Below are 16,758 nucleotides of genomic sequence, written 5' to 3'. Positions count from 1 at the left end.
GACGTTTTCGAACGGATGGTCAGTTGCCCCCGAAGCTGAGTGAAAGCTGAGAGGAACGTCACAGTCTCCATGAGAACCGTCTGAACGGCCCGGACCAGTGTGCCACCCGCTTGGGCGTACGCGTCGAACGGGTCCGGCCCGTTCCCAGCGAGTTGCCGTGCGGCGGCGGCCGCTTCCTGGAGACTGTCGGAGTGTCATACCGCCCTCGCCGCACCGCGGCTCTGGTCCTGGCCCCGTTCCTGGCCCTGCTCCTGACGGCGGCGGTGGGGTGCAGCAGCACCGGGGGGAGACGGGCGGAGCAGGCCCGCTCCGCGGCCGCCACGGCGGGCGGCGCGGTGAACACCCCGCGCTGGAAGGTGGCGATGGTCACCCACGCGGGGGCGGGCGACGCGTTCTGGGACGGCGTCCGCAAGGGCGCCGAGCAGGCCGCCGCCAAGGACAACATCGACTTCCGCTACACCAACGACGCCCAGACCCAGAACCAGGTGCAGCTGGTCCAGGCCGCGATCGACCAGCGGGTGGACGGCCTGCTGGTCTCGCTCGCCAAGGGCGAGGCGATGGCCGAGGTGCTCGGGAAGGCGAAGGCGGCCGGCATCCCGGTGATCAGCATCAACTCCGGCCAGGAGTTCTCCGCCCGGTTCGGTGCGCTCACCCACGTCGGCCAGGACGAGACCACGGCGGGCCGGGCCGCAGGGGCCGAACTGGCGAAGCGGGGGCGCAAGTCGGTGCTCTGCGTGATCCACGAGCAGGGCAACGTCGGGCAGGAGCAGCGCTGCGGCGGCGCGAAGGAGGGCTTCGGCGGCCCGTTCCAGACCCTCTACGTCACCGGCACCAGCCTGCCCGACGCCAAGGCCGCGGTCTCCGCCAAGCTCCAGGCCGACGGCGCGGTCGACACCGTGCTCACCCTCAGCGCCCCGCTCGCCGCCACCGCCCTGCAGGCCGTCGCCGACACCCGGCCGGGCGTGGAGCTGGACACCTTCGACCTCGGCACCCAGGTGGTGGACGGCCTGAAGAACGGCACCGTCGGCTTCGCGGTCGACCAGCAGCCCTACCTCCAGGGCTACGAGGGCGTCGACCTGCTCTGGCTCTACCGCTACAACCTGGACGTGCTGGGCGGCGGCGGACCGGTGCTGACCGGCCCTCAGATCCTCACCAGGGAGAACGCGGCCGCCCTCGCCACCTACGTCGCCCGGGGCACCCGGTGAGCCGCGAGCTGCTCACCGCCGGCCCGCCCGAACGCCGGCGCCGGGCCCGCCCCGAGCTCGGCGCGGCCCTGGCCGCGCTCGCGGTGCTGGTGGTCTTCGCCGTGGTCGCGGACGGCTTCCTGCGGCCCGCCTCGATCGGCACCGTGCTCTACGCGGCCTCCACCATCGGCATCATGGCGGTGCCGGTCTCGCTGCTGATGATCGGCGGCGAGTTCGACCTCTCGGCCGGCGTGCTGGTCACCACCGCCGCGCTCACCTCCTCGATGGTCAGCTACCAGCTGACCGCGGTGACCTGGGTCGGGGTGCTGGTCTCGCTGGCGGTGGCGCTCGCGGTCGGCTGGGCCAACGGCTGGCTGCTGGCCCGTACCGGCCTGCCCAGCTTCATCGTCACCCTCGGCACCTTCCTGATGCTGACCGGCGCCAACCTCGGCGTCACCAAGCTGGTCTCCGGCACCGTCACCACCAAGCCGATCGCCGACATGGAGGGCTTCGCCTCCTGCCGCTGGCTGTTCGCCTCCGAGCTGACGGTGGGCGGGATGTCGCTGAAGGCCACCGTCTGGTGGTGGCTCGGCCTGGTCGCGGCCGGCTCCTGGGTGCTGCTGCGCACCCGGTACGGGAACTGGGTCTTCGCGGTCGGCGGCGACGCGGCGGCCGCCCGGGCGGTCGGCGTCCCGGTGGCCGCGGTGAAGACCGCGCTCTACCTGGGGGTCGGCTTCTGCGCCTGGGTGCTCGGGCAGCACCTGCTGTTCTCCTTCGACACCGTGCAGTCCGGCGAGGGCGTCGGCAACGAGCTGATCTACATCGTCGCGGCGGTGATCGGCGGCTGCCTGATCACCGGCGGCTACGGCTCGGTGCTGGGCGGCGCGCTCGGTGCGCTGATCTTCGGCATGGTCAGCAAGGGCATCGTCTACGCCCAGTGGAACCCGGACTGGTTCAAGTTCTTCCTCGGCGCGATGCTGCTGCTGGCCGCGCTGCTCAACTCCTGGGTCAAGCGACGGGCGGAGCGTGGCGGCCGGTGAGCCTGCTGGAACTCGACGGCGTCGGCAAGAGCTACGGCAGCGTACGGGCCCTGGAGGGCATCTCGCTGACGGTGGCGGCGGGCCAGGTGCACTGCGTCCTCGGGGACAACGGCGCGGGCAAGTCCACCCTCATCAAGGTGATCGCCGGGCTCCACCGGCACGACGAGGGGCGGTACCTGATCGACGGTCAGGAGGTGCGGCTCTCCTCGCCCAAGGAGGCGATGGAGCTCGGCATCGCCACCGTCTACCAGGACCTGGCCGTCGTCCCGCTGATGCCGGTCTGGCGGAACTTCTTCCTCGGCGCCGAACTCGGCACCCGGCTGCGCCTGGACGTCCCCCGGATGCGGGAGGTCACCCGGGAGGCGCTGGCCCGGATGGGCATCGACCTGCCCGACGTGGACCGCCCGATCGGCACCCTCTCGGGCGGGCAGCGCCAGTGCGTGGCCATCGCCCGGGCCGTGCACTTCGGGGCGCGGGCGCTGGTGCTGGACGAGCCGACCGCCGCGCTCGGGGTCAAGCAGTCGGGCGTGGTGCTCAAGTACGTGGCGGCGGCCCGGGACGAGGGGCTCGGCGTGGTGCTGATCACCCACAACCCGCACCACGCGCATCTGGTGGGCGACCACTTCACCCTCCTCAAACGAGGGAGGATGGCGGGCAGCCACCCGCGCGCCGGGATCACCCTGGAGCAGCTCACCACCGAGATGGCGGGCGGCTCCGAACTGGCCGAGCTCAGCCACGAGCTCGGCCGCGACCCAGGCCGTGCCACCGGTTCCGACCCCGAGGAGTGACCCGCCCCGTGAGCAGCCCCCAACGTCCGCCCGTCCTGCCCACCCTGCTCGGCATCGGCCCGCGCGCGGAGCGCCGCCGCCGGGCGCTGCCGGCCAGCGTGCTGCGGCTGCCCACGGTGGGCGTGGACATCGGCGGGACGAAGGTGGTCGCGGGGGTCGTCGACGGTGAGGGCAAGGTGCTGGAGCGGATCCGCACCGACACCCCCGACAAGAGCAAGAGCCCCAAGGTGGTCGAGGACGTGATCGTCGAGCTGGTGCTCCAGCTGGCGGACCGTCACGACGTCCACGCGGTGGGCGTCGGCGCGGCCGGCTGGGTCGACTCCGACCGCTCCCGGGTGCTCTTCGCCCCCCACCTCAACTGGCGCGACGAACCGCTGCGGGACGCGCTCAGCGCCCGGCTGCGCTTCCCGGTGATCGTCGAGAACGACGCCAACGCCGCCGCCTGGGCGGAGTGGCGCTTCGGGGCCGGGCGCGGCGAGGAGCACATGGTGATGCTCACCCTGGGCACCGGCATCGGCGGGGCGGTGGTCCGCGACGGCTACGTCGACCGCGGCAAGTACGGCCTGGCGGGCGAGTTCGGCCACATGCAGGTGGTCCCGGGCGGGCACCGCTGCCCCTGCGGCAACCGCGGCTGCTGGGAGCAGTACTCCTCCGGCAACGCCCTGGTCCGCGACGCGAAGGAGCTGGTGGCCGAGGAGTCCCCGGTGGTCCAGCCGCTGCTCGCCCTGGCGGGCGGCACGGCCGACGGACTGACCGGCCCGCTGATCACCGAGGCCGCGCGCGGCGGCGACCCGGTCGCCACCGAGCTGCTGTACGAGGTCGGCACCTGGCTGGGCGTCGGCATCGCCAACCTCGCGGCGGCGCTGGACCCGGGGCGCTTCGTCATCGGCGGCGGCGTCTCGGAGTCGGGCGAGCTGCTCCTCGCGCCGGCCCGGCAGGCCTTCAAGCGGACCCTGACCGGGCGCGGGTTCCGGCCGGAGGCGCAGATCGTGCACGCGGCGCTGGGCAACGACGCCGGACTGGTCGGCGCCGCCGACCTGGCCCGGCAGGTGGCGCGCCGCTTCCGCACCATCAAGCGCCACCGGGTCGAGCGGGCGGCCGGCTGAGCGTCCGTCCGCTGGACACCGAACTCCCGTGCGGTCCCCGCTCCCTAGGCTGTCCTGATGAGTGATCAGCAGCTGCGCGTCTGCTTCATCGGCGACTCCTTCGTCCAGGGCATCGGCGACCCCGCGTACCAGGGCTGGGTCGGCCGCGTCCTCGCGGCCGCCGGCCCGGACGTCACTGCCTTCAACCTGGGCATCCGCCGCGACACCTCGGACGACGTCCTGGCCCGGGTCTGGACGGAGTTCTCCCCCCGCTCGGCCTCCGGCTCCGACCACCGCCTGGTCGTCTCCTTCGGCAGCAACGACACCGTCCTCGAGGACGGCGCCCCGCGGGTCGCCCCGGCCCGCACTCTGGCGAACCTCACCGCCCTGCTCACCGAGGCCGCCGAGCGCTCGATCGCCGTCCTGGTCGTCGGCCCCCCGCCGATCGCGCTGTACGGCGACGAGCACCTCGGCCGCCTGCTCGACCTGGCCGACGCCCAGGCCGAGGTCTGCGCCTCCCGCGGCGTCCCCTTCATCCCCCTCACGGCCGCCCTGGCCACCGACCTCGCCTGGAACGCCGAAGCCCTCGCCGGCGACGGCGCCCACCCGGGTACCGGCGGCTACACCCGTGCCGCTCAGGTGGTCCTCGACGGCGGCTTCCTGCTCTGGCTGACCACCCCTCAGGCAGTGAGCGACCGCCAGTAGGCGGCGTCCTCCGGGTCGGCCGGCCACTCGGCCAGCTGTTCGGCGCACGCCGCCACGGCACGGGTCATCGGGGGTCAGGCCGCTGTGCGCCGGTAGCTGCTGCCGTCCCGGGTGCGGGTCAGGCGGCTGCTCTCGACCAGGTAGCGGCGTAGCGCCGGGAAGTCCTCGTGCACGGTCGACAACGCCTCGTTGACCTGCTTCTCGGTGTAGGCGGTCCCGGGCTCGAACAGCGTCCCGGCCAGGTGGTCGAGCAGCTGCTCGCGGCGTGCCGCCTTGCGCGGGATGGAGACGAGGCGGCCGTCGGCGGCGAAGAGCGCGGCGACGGAGGAACTGGTGGTGTTCTCGGACATGTCCGGCAGCCTGCCGCCGGGAGGAGCGGACGGACAAGCGGTTTTCCGCGACGGCTGACCCCCGGCGGAGGGTGGCTGCGACCCAGCCTCGCGGGAACGGGGTTACCGGCTGGTAGTCACTCAGAAGTGCCATTGTGGTGGGCATGGCGGATGTGAAAGAACATGAAGCGCAAGGGAGTTGACGAGCCAGCAATGTCCTGGAGGGGCCCATGCGTCTGATCCGGATCGTCCCGCTCGCGCTGACCGGCGCGCTGATCTGCGCGGCCGCCCCCGCGCAGGCGCAGGCCGGTGTGCCGCCCAAGGTGCCGGAGGCGGTGGGCTGGGGCGGTGCGGTGGCCAGTGTGGACGCCGATGCCACCGCGATCGGCCTGGAGGTGCTGAAGCGCGGCGGGAACGCGGTGGACGCGGCGGTGGCGACGGCGGCCGCGCTCGGCGTCACCGAGCCGTACTCGGCGGGCATCGGCGGCGGCGGGTTCTTCGTCTACTACGACGCCCGCAGCGGCAGGGTCTCCACCATCGACGGCCGCGAGGTCACCGGCCGGACGGCCGACGAGACGCTCTTCCTGGAGAACGGCAAGCCGCTGGCCTTCGCCGACGCCGTGACCAGCGGCCTGAGCGTCGGCGTGCCCGGCGTGCCGGCCACCTGGGACGCCGCGCTGGACCGTTGGGGCAGCCGGAGCCTGGGCGAACTCCTGAAGCCCTCCGCCAAGTTGGCCGACCGGGGCTTCACCGTCGACCAGACCTTCCAGGACCAGACCGCGCTCAACCTGACCCGCTTCCGGGCCTTCCCGGACACCGCGAAGCTGTTCCTGCCCGGCGGGGAGCTCCCGGTGGTCGGCTCGACCTTCCGCAACCCGGAGCTGGCCGCCACCTACCGCGAGATCGGCCGCAAGGGCGTCGAGACCCTCTACAAGGGCCAGTTGGCGACCGACATCGTCAACACCCTCCAGCACCCGCCGGTCGACCCGGCCTCCGGCTGGAACGCCCGCCCCGGCAAGGTGGACCGCAAGGACCTCGCCGACTACCGGGTGATCCAGCGTCAGCCCACCCACCAGGAGTACCGGGGCTACGACGTCTACGGCATGGCACCGGTCTCCTCCGGCGGCACCACCGTCGGCGAGGCGCTCGGCATCCTGGAGGCCAAGGGCGACCTGTCGAAGGTCAGCTCGACCCAGTACCTGCACCGCTACCTGGAGTCCAGCCGGATCGCCTTCGCCGACCGCGGCCGCTGGGTCGGCGACCCGGCCTTCTTCCGGGTGCCGACCCGTCAACTCCTCAGCGACGAGTTCACCGCCTCCCGGGCCTGCCTGCTGAACCCGGAGCGCGCCCTCACCAGCCCGCTCGCGCCGGGGGACCCGTACCACCCGGCGGCCTGCGCCACCGCCGGCCCGGCCGTCCCCGAGACCTACGAGGGCCCGAGCACCACCCACCTGACGGTCGCCGACCGCTGGGGCAACGTGGTCTCCTACACCCTCACCCTGGAGCAGACCGGCGGCAGCGGCCTCACCGTCCCCGGCCGCGGCTTCCTGCTCAACAACGAGCTGACCGACTTCTCCTTCGCCCCGGCCACCGCGGGCGTCCCCGATCCCAACCTGCCCGGCCCGGCCAAGCGGCCGCGCTCCTCCATCTCGCCGACCATCGTCCTCAAGGACGGCAAGCCCTTCGTCGCGGTCGGCAGCCCCGGCGGCTCCACCATCATCACCACCGTCCTCCAGGTCCTGCTCGGCCGCCTGGACCGGGGCATGACGCTGGAGCAGGCCATCGCCGCCCCGCGCGCCAGCCAGCGCAACACGGCCGCGTCGGTCGCCGAACCCGCGTTCCTCGCCTCGCCCGAGAAGGCCGGCCTGGAGGCCCTCGGCCAGGTCTTCGCACCCACCCCGGAGATCGGCGCCGCGACCGGCGTCGAACGGCTCCCCGACGGCCGCTGGGTCGCCGCGGCCGAGCCCACCCGAAGGGGCGGCGGCTCCGCGGCCGTCGTTCACCCCAGTCGGTAATCCCGGGGGCGCGAGGAACTGCGCGATGCGGAAGGCGGCGCACCTGCAACTGAAGCACCGTCAGTCAGTTGCACGTGCTGCCGTTCCCCTGCGCGCAGTTCCTCGCGCCCCCAAAGGCGTAGCCACGCCCTGTCAGGGGGTGACGGTATGTTGCAGGAGTACATGTCCGTCGCACCTGCTCGGGAAGGCCGCCCGCCGTGACCGTCCGCATCGCCACCTGGAACATCAACTCCGTCACCGCCCGGCTGCCCAAGCTGCTGGAGTGGCTGGAGGGCAGCAGCCCCGACGTGCTCTGCCTCCAGGAGCTCAAGTGCGCCTCGGACGCGTTCCCGTACGAGGCCGTCCGCGAGCTCGGCTACGAGACCGCCGCCTACGGCACCGGGCGGTGGAACGGCGTGGCGATCCTCTCCAAGATCGGTCTGGAGGACGTGGTCCGCGACCTCCCCGGCCAGCCCGGCTTCCTGGCCGACGGCGCGATGATCCCGGAGACCGAGCCCCGCGCGATCGCCGCCACCTGCGGCCCGCTCCGGGTCTGGTCGGTCTACGTGCCGAACGGGCGCGAGGTGGGCCACCCGCACTACACCTACAAGCTGGAGTGGTTCGAGGCGCTGCGCCAGGCAGTCCTCGACGACGCCGCCGGCGACCGCCCGTTCGCCGTGATGGGTGACTTCAACGTGGCGCCCACCGACGAGGACCTCTACGACCCCTCGGTCTTCGCGGGCCAGACGCACGTCACCGAGCCGGAGCGCGCCGCGCTGGCCGCCCTCCGGGAGGCCGGGCTGGCCGACGTGATGCCGCGCGCCCTCAAGTACGACCGCCCGTACACCTTCTGGGACTACCGGGCACTGGGCTTCCCGAAGAACCTCGGCATCCGGATCGACCTCACCTACGCCAACAAGCCCTTCGCCGACGCCGTGACCGACAGCTACGTGGACCGCGAGGCCCGCAAGGGCAAGGGCACCTCGGACCACGCGCCGGTCGTGGTCGACCTGGACCTCTGAGCGGTACGAGTGCGCCCCCCGAACGGTCCCGAACGGTGGCCGTCCGGGGCGGCGCTGCCTAGCGTCGCAGGTGACAGGGTGTAGCTGTCCCCTCACGCGACGACGGAGTCCGTGTGCTGCGCCCGGAACCGGAGGAACGGCATGCGCGCTCCGCGTACCGCCGCCGCGCTGATCGGCGCGACCACCCTGCTCGTCCTGGCCGCTCCCGCCGCCACCGCCAAGAGCGTCGAGCCCGCCTGGGTGAGTCCCGCCGAGGCGGCGCCGGGGCAGAGCGTGACGGTCAGTGTCACCTGCGAGACCAGTTCGGTGAAGACCATCACCGCCAACTCGCAGGCCTTCTCCACCGGCAGCGCCACCCTGACGGTGGGTCCGGACGGCAAGTACAGCGGCAGGGCCCTGCTGGCCTCCGAGAAGGAGTTCGCCTCCAAGGCGCTCGGCAACCTCGGCAGCAACCTGGGCAACCTGGTGAAGGGGGCGAAGGCCTCCGGCTGGGGCATCGACGGCAAGTGCCCGAACGGCGACACCTTCAGCGGCGCGGTCGAGGTCAAGCTGGCCGGGCACGGCGGGCAGGACCAGGGCGGCAAGCTCCCGACCGGCCCGGTGCACACCGGCGTCGGCGGCTCGGCCTCCACCGGCCCGGGGCAGCTCGCGGCGGGCGGGGCACTGGTGGCCGCCGGGGTCGGCGGCTTCTGGCTGCTGCGCCGGCGGACGACGGAGTGACATCGCGGTGACGGCTGTTGCAGGACGGTGACGCCAGGGCGGGATGCGGCCCGGCGGCCCCCGGGTAGGAGGTGGTCAGTGGCCGTCACGGGGGTGGGGCATGGCAGTGGAGACCGTCATCGGTCTGGTGGGGATCGTCGTCCTGACGGCCTGTGTGGTGGGGATCGTGCTGGTCTGGCGGACCGGTTCGCCGATCTACCTGCCGCCGTACGAGGCGCCGCGCCCGCCCTGCCGGAACTGCGGGCACTCGGCCCACACCGGGGGCTGCGACCACGAGGAGGGCAGCGGCGACCGGTACGAGAACGGCGACTGGGTGGGGTTCTGGAACTACACCCACTGCCGCTGCTCGGAGTACGTCCCGGGGGAGTGGCCGCCGCCGCGCGCCAAGCGCAGGTGGTGGTAGCCACTCCCGTCCGGGAGCGTGCCGGGACCCGACGGGCCGTCAGCGGCCGGTGGCCGCCAGGGGAGCGGTGAGCGGGGCCGAGGCCGGGGCGGTGGTGGCCCGCAGGGTGCCGTCGGCGAGCAGGAACTGGGCCAGCACGTAGGTGGCCATGATCCAGACGCCGTGGCCGGGGAGGGCCTTCCAGTCGGCCAGTTCGGTGGCGATCAGGGTGTCCGAGAGCAGGAACAGCCCGCCGCCGAGCCCGGCCCGCCAGCCCAGGCCCGCCGAGGTGACGGCGGTGGAGGCCAGCAGCAGGCTGTAGACCGCGACCGGGATCTTGAGGTCGCCGAGGCCGGGCCAGAGCTGACTGATCATCACCGCCCAGGCGGCGGCGTACGCCAGCGCCAGGACCACGATGCGCCGCCGGTCCTCCAGGGCGCCCATCTTCACGAACATCGTGACGTAGCAGACGTGCGCCGCCGCGAAGGAGCCCATGCCGGCCAGGAAGGCGGCCTGCTGGTCGAACTGGAGCAGCACGTCCCCGCCGGTGGAGAAGGCCAGTGCGGGCAGCAGCAGCTTGGGCGCCCGCTCGGCGCGGGCCGCCACGTAGCCGGCCAGCAGCGGCACCAGTGCGGGCTTGGTGGCGTTCTGCAGCACGCTCGCCCCGGCGGCGATGGCGCCGAGGTGGGTGACCGAGGTGGCGGCGAAGGCGGTGAGCAGGCCGCGGGCGGTGCGCAGGCGGGTGGAGACGGTCATGCGGCGGTGCCCTCCGGGCGGTCGGTCGGGCCGGGCTGCCAGCCCGGGCCCTTGGTGAGGTGGCGCACCCGGTCGCGCCAGTTGGTCGCGGCGGCCACGTCACGGGCGATCGAGGCGTACTCGTGGGTGGCCACCCGCAGCGGGTTGTGGGTGCTCAGGTTCTTGGTCAGCCCGTAGACCGGCTTGGTGGTCTCGGGGGCGAAGGAGCCGAACCAGCGGTCGAACAGGATCAGGATGCCGCCGAAGTTGCGGTCCAGGTAGCCGCCCTGGGAGGCGTGGTGCACCCGGTGGTGGGACGGCGTGTTGAAGACGTACTCGACGGGGCGGGGCAGCTTGCCGATCCGCTCGGTGTGGATCCAGAACTGGTAGACCAGGTTGGCCGAGGAGCAGAAGGCCAGCGCGGCGGGGTGCACCCCGGCCAGGATCATCGGGACGTAGAACACCCAGGTTGTGGCCGAGGTCCAGGGCTGGCGCAGCGCGGTGGAGAGGTTGTAGTGCTTGCTGGAGTGGTGCACCACGTGGCAGGCCCAGAGGATCCGGATCACGTGGTGGCCGCGGTGGGACCAGTAGTAGAAGAAGTCCTGGGCCAGCAGCATCAGCGGCACGGTCCACCAGAGCACCGGCACCCGAAGGGGCGTCAGCTCGTAGAGCGCGGCGTAGATCGCCACGATCGGGATCTTCCAGAGCGCGTCGAAGACCAGGCTCCCCAGCCCCATGCTCAGGCTGGTCGCGGTGTCCTTGACGGTGTAGCCCTGCTCCTCCTCGTCGGGATGGAAGCGGTAGGAGACCACTTCCAGGACGGTGAGCAGCACGAAGGCGGGTATCGACCACAGCACGACGTTGGGCAGGTTCGGCATGCCCAGGACGATAGGTGACGGCGGGTGGCCTGCGGAAGAGGTAGTTACCCATGCGTAAGTAACGGGGTGCGGGTGGCAGCCACGCGGGGGACGTGCACCGTCTAGTCTGGTGGGCGACATGGAGCGGTACGAGGGCGGGGCGACGAGCGGGCGCGGGGCGGGGGCGGGGCAGCTCACCGCCGTCGTGCCGTCCGGCGCTGCCGTCGGCCACCCCGCCGCGGGCCCGCCCACCGGTCTCCCGGGCGCCGGCCACTCCGCTGCCGGGCGGCTCGCGGAGCTGCTGGCCGGCGCCGGGCCGTCCGAGGCCGATGCGCTCTTCACCGCCGCCTTCGGCCTCTACGGGGCCCGTCACCTGGGCGGCGTGCTGCCCGAGGACGAGGCCGACGACGAGGGCTGCAGCTGGTGGCACGGCCCGACGGTCCATCAACCCACCACCCTGCGCGGCCGCGAGGGCGGCCGCCGCAGCCGGGTCGCCCCCGGCCGGGACGCCCTGGCCGTCACCGGCCGCCGCGGCCGCCACCGCAAGCCGGTGCCCGGCAGCCCCGAGCAGGTCGCGGTCGAACGCCGCACCGCCGCCCGGCTGCTGGCCGCCCACCCGCTGGTCACCGCGGGCGGCCCGCACGGCGAGGGCCTGCCGCTGATCCACCGTCACGCCGACTGGCTGGTGGAACGCTTCGCCACCCTGCTCGGCTACCCCCTCACCGTCGGCGCCGGCTACGCCCGCCTGCACAAGGCTCCGCTGCCGGGCCGCGCCCTCGAACCGACCGAGCACGGCCCCTGGACGCCGCAGGCGTACGCGGCCCTGGTCCGCGCCCTGGCGGCGGTGGCCGACGGCGCCGCGCCCGACCTCACCGAACCGGCGGTCCGTCAGCAGCTGGCCGACTGGCGGGTGCTGACGGGAGGCCTCGCGGACCGGGAGCTGGCCGGAGCACTGCTCAGCCCGGGCCCGCCGGACTCCCCCGTACCGGACCCGGTCGCGGTACGGCGGCGCCTGGCCGAGACCCCGGTGGTGCTGCTCGACGAACTGACGCCGGACCAGCGCCGCTGGCTGCTCGCCCACCGGGCCTCGGAGACGGCCCTGTTCGCCGACTTCCTCGGCCTGACCGCCGAGCACCGGGCCGAGGGCATCGCCCTGCTCGACCCGGCCGACGAACTCACCGACCTGGCCCTGCCCGGAAACGGCACCCTCGCCCAGGCCGCCCTGCTGCTCGCCTGCCGCCTGGTGGAGGAGCTGCGCCCCCTCCCCGAGGAGTCCGCCCCGCCCGCCGTCCTGGTCCCCGACGCCCTGATAGACGGCGCCCTCGGCGACATCACCGACGAGCACGGCCTGCGCAACGGCTGGCGCCGCGCCTACCTCGCCGACCTCACGGCCTTCCGCCGCGACGCCCTCGACCTCCTGCACCGGATGCACCTGATCGCCCCGGCCGGCCGCGCCTGGCTCCTCCGCGCCCCCGCCGCCCGCTACGCCCCGGCCCTCGAACCCCTCCCCGAGACCCCGGGCCGCCACTCCCGCTCCTACGCGGGCTGACGCCGCGGCGCCCGCCCGGAGGGCGGTCAGGGGCGCGAGGAACTGCGCGAATCGGAAGAAGCCGACCCGAGTGCCGGGTGCGGACGTTCACCTGCAAGTGGTTCTCCGTACCCGGCACACGGGTCGTCGCCTGCCGCAGCGCGCAGTTCCTCGCGCCCCTGACCGCCCTCCGGGCGGTACCGGGCGGAGCCCTCAGCGGCTGGCGGTCGCTATGGTCTCCTGCTGGCGGGCCGTCTCGACGGTGGCCGCGACGCCGAGGGTGCCGAGGGCGATCGAGGCGGCGACGGCCGCGCAGGCGATCAGGCGGCGGTGGCGGCGGGGCAGGGGGAAGCGCGGGCCTGGCGGGGCCGCGGGTGCCGGGACGGGCTGAGCGTTCATGACAGTGAGCATTCCAGGGCGGTGTTAAACGGTGACGACACCGGGGTGAAGCCCAGGTGGGAGCTGGGCGACGGGTCATCGAGGCTGTTCAGCATGCCACCGGAGGGGAACGACGCTGACGAACCATCAGCCGCGTTCGGCCCAGTTCACTCGGAAGGGGGAGGCGGGGGCGGGGAGGCGCCGTTGCGGCGGCGCCCCACGCCGTGGTCGGCCAGGGCGTCGCCGACGGCGACCCGGACGGCGTCCCGCAGGCCGTGTGCGGCGTGCAGGCGGGAGGGCCCGGCCGCCGGGTCCGAGCGCAGCTCGCGCACCAGGGCCAGGCAGAGCAGCAGCATCACCACCACGAAGGGCAGGGCGACCAGGATGGTGGCGTTCTGCAGGGCGCTGAGCCCGCCGGCCAGCAGCAGGGCGGCGGCCACCCCGCCCATCAGGACGCCCCAGACCACCACCAGCCAGGTGCGCGGGTGGAGCGAGCCCCGGCTGGAGAGCGAGCCGAGGACCAGGGAGGCGGAGTCGGCGCTGGTGATGAAGAAGGTCATCACCAGCAGCACCGCGATCACGCTGGTGACCCCGCCGAGCGGGAGCGAGCGCAGGGTCTCGAACATCGAGGCCTCGGCGCCCTGGGAGATGGTGCCGACCAGGTCGGCCGCGCCGGTGGAGTCGAGCCGGATCGCGGTGCCGCCCATCACGCAGAACCAGATGACGGTAGCGCCGCTGGGCACCAGCAGCACGCCGAGCAGGAACTGACGGATCGTCCGGCCCCGGGAGATGCGGGCGATGAAGGTGCCGACGAAGGGCGCCCAGGAGAGCCACCAGGCCCAGTAGAAGATGGTCCAGGAGCCCAGCCAGGCCTCGTCGGTGAAGGCGCCGGTCTGGGTGGCCATGGTGGTCAGGTCGGAGAGGTAGCCGCCGACGGTGGAGGGGATGGCGTCCAGCAGGTAGACCGAGGGGCCGAAGACGAAGACGAAGAGCATGATCAGCGAGGCCAGCACCACGTTGGCGGTGGAGAGCCACTTGACGCCCTTGTGCACGCCGGAGAAGGCGGAGAGCACGAAGGCGGCGGTCAGCGAGCCGATGATGACCAGCTGGACGTTCTCGGTGGACTTCACGTCGGTGATGTAGCCGAGCCCGTCGGCGACCTGGAGGGCGCCGAGGCCGAGGCTGGTGGCGGAGCCGAAGACGGTGGCGAAGACCGCGAGCAGGTCGATGGCCTTGCCCATCCAGCCGTCGGCGCCCTGACGGCCGATCAGCGGGACGAAGGCGGCGGAGATCCGGTTGCCCCGGTTCTTGCGGAAGGTCGTGTAAGCGAGGGCCAGGCCGCCGACGGCGTAGATCGCCCAGGGGTGCAGGGTCCAGTGGAAGAGCGAGAACTCCAGCGCGGACTGGGCGGCGGCCGCGCTCTGCGGCTCGATCCCGGAGCCCGGCTGCGGGGCGGCGTAGAGCTGGAGCGGCTCGCCCACGCCGTAGAACATCAGGCCGATGCCCATGCCGGCACTGAACATCATGGCGACCCAGGCCAGGGTGGAGAACTCGGGCTCCTCGTCGTCCCGCCCCAGCCGGATCCGGCCGAAGCGGCTGAACGCCAGCAGCACCGTGAGCACCAGGAAGACGTCGGCGGCGACCACGAACAGCCAGCCGAAGTTGTGCAGCACCCAGTCCAACCCGGTCTTGGAAGCCCGGCCGAGCGAGTCCGCCGCGAACACGCCCCAGGCGACCACCGCCAGTACGGCGACGGCGCTGACGCCGAACACCACCTTGTCGGTCGGGAGGGTGGCCCCCGGTTGTTCGTCGGGTCGGGTGCTCATCAGGGGGGCTCCAGCGGTCGGACAATACGTACATCTCGTACTATCTGCGGCTTTGACACGCGAGCCGGTGAGGACGCGCCGGTCAGCTCCTCGGTTTCCCTGACGCCACGTCATCCGCACACCTAGGATCGTCCGCCGGACGGCGCTGCCGGGGTGGCGGGCGCCACCGAGGGAGGGGACGGACGGATGGACGAGTACGCCTACGACCGGATGCGGCGCGAGCAGTGGCTGGCGGGGGAGGCCCGGGCGGAGGGGGTGGACCGGCGGACGCTGCTGCGGATGCTGGCGGCGGCCGGAGTCGCGGGGCCGGTGCTGACCGCGGTGGGGGCGGGCGCGGCGAGCGCCGCCTCGCCGGTGCCGGATGCGGCGAGCGCCGCCTCGCCGGTGCCGGGGATCGTGAAGCCGCTGCCACCCGAGTGGTTCGTGCCGCGCGGCACCAACGCCGAGATGCGCTGGGACTCGGTGGCCGGCAGCGGGTTCCACACGCCGACCGAGCGGTTCTTCGTCCGCAACCACACCAGCACCCCGCTGATCGACCCGGCCGCCTGGCGGCTGAAGCTGACGGGCAGTGGACTGCGGCGCGGCGACGTGGAGTTCGACCTCGCGCAGCTGAAGCGGCTGCCGTCCACCCGGATCACCGCCCTGGTGGAGTGCGCGGGCAACGGCCGCAGCTTCTTCCTCTCGCAGCAGGGCCGTACGGTGCCCGGCACCCAGTGGACCCTGGGCGGCGTCGGCTCGGCGAGCTGGCGCGGCGTCCGGCTGGCCGAGCTGCTGCACCGGGCCGGGCTGCGCCGGGAAGCGGTGGACGTGCTGCCCTCCGGGCTGGACCCGGAGTACGTCACCGGTGGCGTCTCGCTCGGACGGGTCCGCCGGCCGCTGCCGCTGGCCAAGGCGCTGGACGACGTGCTGGTGGCGTACGAGATGAACGGCGAGCCGCTCACCCCCGACCACGGGGCGCCGGTGCGTCTGGTGGTGCCGGGCTGGATCGGGATCGCCTCGATCAAGTGGCTGGGCACCGTCGAGGTGGCGGACGAGCCGCTGTATTCGCCGTGGAACACCGACTTCTACCGCCTGTTCGGCGAGGCCTACCCAGAGGGCGGCAGCGCCCCGATCACCGCGCAGGTGGTGAAGAGCGCCTTCGAGCTGCCCTGGGCCGCCGTCCTGGAGGCGGGCCGCACCCACCGGCTGACCGGCCGTTCCTGGTCCGGCTCCGCGCCGGTGCGGGAGGTGGAGGTCTCCACCGACGGCGGTGCCGTCTGGCGGCGGGCGCACCTGCTGGACCACCCGCGCAAGGACGGCTGGGTGCGCTGGTCGTACGACTGGCGGCCCGGGCAGCCGGGCGCGTACCAGCTGCGCGCCCGCGCCACCGACCGGCGGGGGAACACCCAGCCGGTTACCGCGGTGCACAACCGCGAGGGCTACCTCTTCGACGCGGTGGTGGCCCACCCGGTGACGGTCACTCGGCCGACGGCGGGTCAGGCCGCCTCGTAGGGGGCCAGCACCAGGCGGACCACGCCCTCCAGGCGGCGCCGGGCGTCGTCGAGCGTGGTCCGCCCGGTCACCCAGGAGGTCAGCTCGCCCTGCCAGGAGTGGCCGACGATGTGGCGGACCAGCTCCCCGGCGGCGGGCGGCAGGCTGGGGCTGACGGCGTCCAGCGCGGCGCCGTCGGCCCGGGCCAGCGACTGCAGGGTCTCGGAGGCGAACGGGTCGGTGGACGCGGCCACCGCCACCCGGAGCCGGGCCAGTTGGGGCTGGCGCTGGTAGGCCCGCATGCCGTTGCGGACGAAGCGCACCACCCGGTCGGTCTCGGCCACCCCCCGCCGTGAGCCGCGCTGCTCGGCGACCAGGTCGTCCAGCAGCAGCCGGTGCCAGTCCGCGATGGCGGCGGCCAGCAGGTGGTCCTTGGAGGAGAAGTACCGGTAGGCCGTCCCGAGCGCGACTCCGGAGCGTTCGCAGACCTGTTTCATCTGGAGCCGTTCCACGCCGGTCTCGTTCACCAGCGTCAGGGCGGCCTCGATCAGGCTCTTGCGGCGTTCGAGCTGACGGGGCGACATCGCCTCCACCGGCCTTGGTGACAGGTCAACCTTGGTCACCCGCACCATGATACGGGCCGGGGTCCGCCGAGCGAACGTCACCTGAACGGCCAAGTGCCGGGCTGCGTCAGGTCGGGCCCCGCCGGAGGCGG

Annotated in this window: 17 protein-coding genes; 11 read left to right on the top strand and 6 right to left on the bottom strand. The window is 73.3% G+C overall.

Annotated elements, in window-relative coordinates:
• Positions 1 to 191: 191 nt before the first annotated feature.
• The 5 genes from ABD946_RS04220 to ABD946_RS04200 are packed head-to-tail and all read left to right on the top strand — an operon-like array spanning position 192 to position 4,802.
• Positions 192 to 1,205, top strand: a complete 1,014-nt coding sequence (locus ABD946_RS04220; RefSeq protein ID WP_446685262.1) for a substrate-binding domain-containing protein — start codon at positions 192 to 194, stop codon at positions 1,203 to 1,205.
• Positions 1,202 to 2,224, top strand: a complete 1,023-nt coding sequence (locus ABD946_RS04215; RefSeq protein WP_345280182.1) for an ABC transporter permease — start codon at positions 1,202 to 1,204, stop codon at positions 2,222 to 2,224. The genes ABD946_RS04220 and ABD946_RS04215 overlap by 4 nt, the downstream gene beginning before the upstream one ends.
• Positions 2,221 to 3,012, top strand: a complete 792-nt coding sequence (locus ABD946_RS04210; RefSeq protein WP_345280180.1) for an ATP-binding cassette domain-containing protein — start codon at positions 2,221 to 2,223, stop codon at positions 3,010 to 3,012. Before ABD946_RS04215 ends, ABD946_RS04210 begins: the two co-directional genes overlap by 4 nt.
• Positions 3,013 to 3,020: 8 nt before the next feature.
• The gene (locus ABD946_RS04205) at positions 3,021 to 4,118 is read left to right on the top strand and encodes an ROK family glucokinase (protein WP_345280178.1); all 1,098 of its coding nucleotides are present in this window, start codon (positions 3,021 to 3,023) and stop codon (positions 4,116 to 4,118) included.
• A 57-nt stretch (positions 4,119 to 4,175) separates the two neighbouring features.
• The gene (locus ABD946_RS04200; RefSeq protein WP_345280176.1) at positions 4,176 to 4,802 is read left to right on the top strand and encodes a GDSL-type esterase/lipase family protein; all 627 of its coding nucleotides are present in this window, start codon (positions 4,176 to 4,178) and stop codon (positions 4,800 to 4,802) included.
• A 74-nt stretch (positions 4,803 to 4,876) separates the two neighbouring features.
• Here ABD946_RS04200 and ABD946_RS04195 read toward each other — a convergent pair whose 3' ends face one another.
• Entirely contained in the window at positions 4,877 to 5,152 is a 276-nt protein-coding gene (locus ABD946_RS04195; RefSeq protein WP_345280174.1) for a DUF2087 domain-containing protein, read from the bottom strand.
• Positions 5,153 to 5,361: 209 nt separating this feature from the next.
• Here ABD946_RS04195 and ggt point away from each other — a divergent pair, with 209 nt between their 5' ends.
• From ggt to ABD946_RS04175, 4 genes are all read left to right on the top strand, one after another.
• Positions 5,362 to 7,146: a gamma-glutamyltransferase gene (gene ggt, locus ABD946_RS04190; RefSeq protein ID WP_345280172.1), complete on the top strand. Its 1,785-nt coding sequence runs from the start codon at positions 5,362 to 5,364 to the stop codon at positions 7,144 to 7,146.
• Positions 7,147 to 7,343: 197 nt separating this feature from the next.
• Entirely contained in the window at positions 7,344 to 8,147 is an 804-nt protein-coding gene (locus ABD946_RS04185) for an exodeoxyribonuclease III (protein WP_345280170.1), read from the top strand.
• A 141-nt stretch (positions 8,148 to 8,288) separates the two neighbouring features.
• On the top strand, positions 8,289 to 8,867 hold the full coding sequence (locus ABD946_RS04180) for a hypothetical protein (protein ID WP_345280168.1): 579 nt from the start codon (positions 8,289 to 8,291) through the stop codon (positions 8,865 to 8,867).
• Between the two features lie 100 nt (positions 8,868 to 8,967).
• On the top strand, positions 8,968 to 9,270 hold the full coding sequence (locus ABD946_RS04175) for a hypothetical protein (protein ID WP_345280166.1): 303 nt from the start codon (positions 8,968 to 8,970) through the stop codon (positions 9,268 to 9,270).
• Between the two features lie 39 nt (positions 9,271 to 9,309).
• Here the strand turns inward: ABD946_RS04175 and ABD946_RS04170 are convergent, their stop codons facing one another.
• Both ABD946_RS04170 and ABD946_RS04165 read right to left on the bottom strand, forming a co-directional pair.
• Positions 9,310 to 10,005: a lysoplasmalogenase gene (locus tag ABD946_RS04170; protein ID WP_345280164.1), complete on the bottom strand. Its 696-nt coding sequence runs from the start codon at positions 10,003 to 10,005 to the stop codon at positions 9,310 to 9,312.
• The gene (locus ABD946_RS04165) at positions 10,002 to 10,862 is read right to left on the bottom strand and encodes a sterol desaturase family protein (protein WP_345280162.1); all 861 of its coding nucleotides are present in this window, start codon (positions 10,860 to 10,862) and stop codon (positions 10,002 to 10,004) included. The genes ABD946_RS04170 and ABD946_RS04165 overlap by 4 nt, the downstream gene beginning before the upstream one ends.
• Positions 10,863 to 10,980: 118 nt before the next feature.
• Between ABD946_RS04165 and ABD946_RS04160 the strand changes: the two genes are divergently transcribed.
• Positions 10,981 to 12,390 carry a DUF2398 family protein gene (locus ABD946_RS04160; RefSeq protein ID WP_345280305.1) on the top strand — a complete coding sequence of 470 codons (1,410 nt, stop codon included), beginning with the start codon at positions 10,981 to 10,983 and terminating at the stop codon, positions 12,388 to 12,390.
• Positions 12,391 to 12,582: 192 nt separating this feature from the next.
• Here ABD946_RS04160 and ABD946_RS04155 read toward each other — a convergent pair whose 3' ends face one another.
• Together ABD946_RS04155 and ABD946_RS04150 are read right to left on the bottom strand one after the other, a co-directional pair.
• On the bottom strand, positions 12,583 to 12,768 hold the full coding sequence (locus tag ABD946_RS04155; RefSeq protein WP_345280160.1) for a hypothetical protein: 186 nt from the start codon (positions 12,766 to 12,768) through the stop codon (positions 12,583 to 12,585).
• 146 nt (positions 12,769 to 12,914) lie between these two features.
• A complete protein-coding gene (locus ABD946_RS04150; protein WP_345280159.1) occupies positions 12,915 to 14,573 on the bottom strand; it encodes a BCCT family transporter in 1,659 nt (552 codons plus the stop codon).
• 186 nt (positions 14,574 to 14,759) lie between these two features.
• On the opposite strand from ABD946_RS04150, the gene ABD946_RS04145 reads away from it, so the two are divergent.
• A complete protein-coding gene (locus ABD946_RS04145; RefSeq protein ID WP_345280157.1) occupies positions 14,760 to 16,064 on the top strand; it encodes a sulfite oxidase in 1,305 nt (434 codons plus the stop codon).
• On the opposite strand, the gene ABD946_RS04140 is transcribed toward ABD946_RS04145, so the two are convergent.
• Positions 16,049 to 16,666, bottom strand: coding sequence for a TetR/AcrR family transcriptional regulator (locus ABD946_RS04140; RefSeq protein WP_345280155.1), 618 nt, complete (start codon positions 16,664 to 16,666; stop codon positions 16,049 to 16,051). The genes ABD946_RS04145 and ABD946_RS04140 overlap by 16 nt on opposite strands.
• Positions 16,667 to 16,758 lie beyond the last annotated feature (92 nt).

The sequence above is a fragment of the Kitasatospora albolonga genome, assembly GCF_039535905.1.
In the GTDB taxonomy this organism is placed as follows: Bacteria; Actinomycetota; Actinomycetes; order Streptomycetales; family Streptomycetaceae; genus Kitasatospora; species Kitasatospora albolonga.
The sequence above is the reverse complement of the archived record's forward strand: the minus strand, read 5'-3'. Positions and strand labels throughout refer to the sequence as shown.

Coding starts and splice junctions, on each gene's coding strand:
- ABD946_RS04200 (WP_345280176.1), top strand. CDS start 4,176: ATGAGTGATCAGCAGCTGCGCGTCTGCTTCATCGGCGACTCCTTCGTC.
- ABD946_RS04195 (WP_345280174.1), bottom strand. CDS start 5,152: ATGTCCGAGAACACCACCAGTTCCTCCGTCGCCGCGCTCTTCGCCGCC.
- ggt (WP_345280172.1), top strand. CDS start 5,362: ATGCGTCTGATCCGGATCGTCCCGCTCGCGCTGACCGGCGCGCTGATC.
- ABD946_RS04180 (WP_345280168.1), top strand. CDS start 8,289: ATGCGCGCTCCGCGTACCGCCGCCGCGCTGATCGGCGCGACCACCCTG.
- ABD946_RS04175 (WP_345280166.1), top strand. CDS start 8,968: ATGGCAGTGGAGACCGTCATCGGTCTGGTGGGGATCGTCGTCCTGACG.
- ABD946_RS04170 (WP_345280164.1), bottom strand. CDS start 10,005: ATGACCGTCTCCACCCGCCTGCGCACCGCCCGCGGCCTGCTCACCGCC.
- ABD946_RS04165 (WP_345280162.1), bottom strand. CDS start 10,862: ATGCCGAACCTGCCCAACGTCGTGCTGTGGTCGATACCCGCCTTCGTG.
- ABD946_RS04160 (WP_345280305.1), top strand. CDS start 10,981: ATGGAGCGGTACGAGGGCGGGGCGACGAGCGGGCGCGGGGCGGGGGCG.
- ABD946_RS04155 (WP_345280160.1), bottom strand. CDS start 12,768: ATGAACGCTCAGCCCGTCCCGGCACCCGCGGCCCCGCCAGGCCCGCGC.
- ABD946_RS04150 (WP_345280159.1), bottom strand. CDS start 14,573: ATGAGCACCCGACCCGACGAACAACCGGGGGCCACCCTCCCGACCGAC.
- ABD946_RS04145 (WP_345280157.1), top strand. CDS start 14,760: ATGGACGAGTACGCCTACGACCGGATGCGGCGCGAGCAGTGGCTGGCG.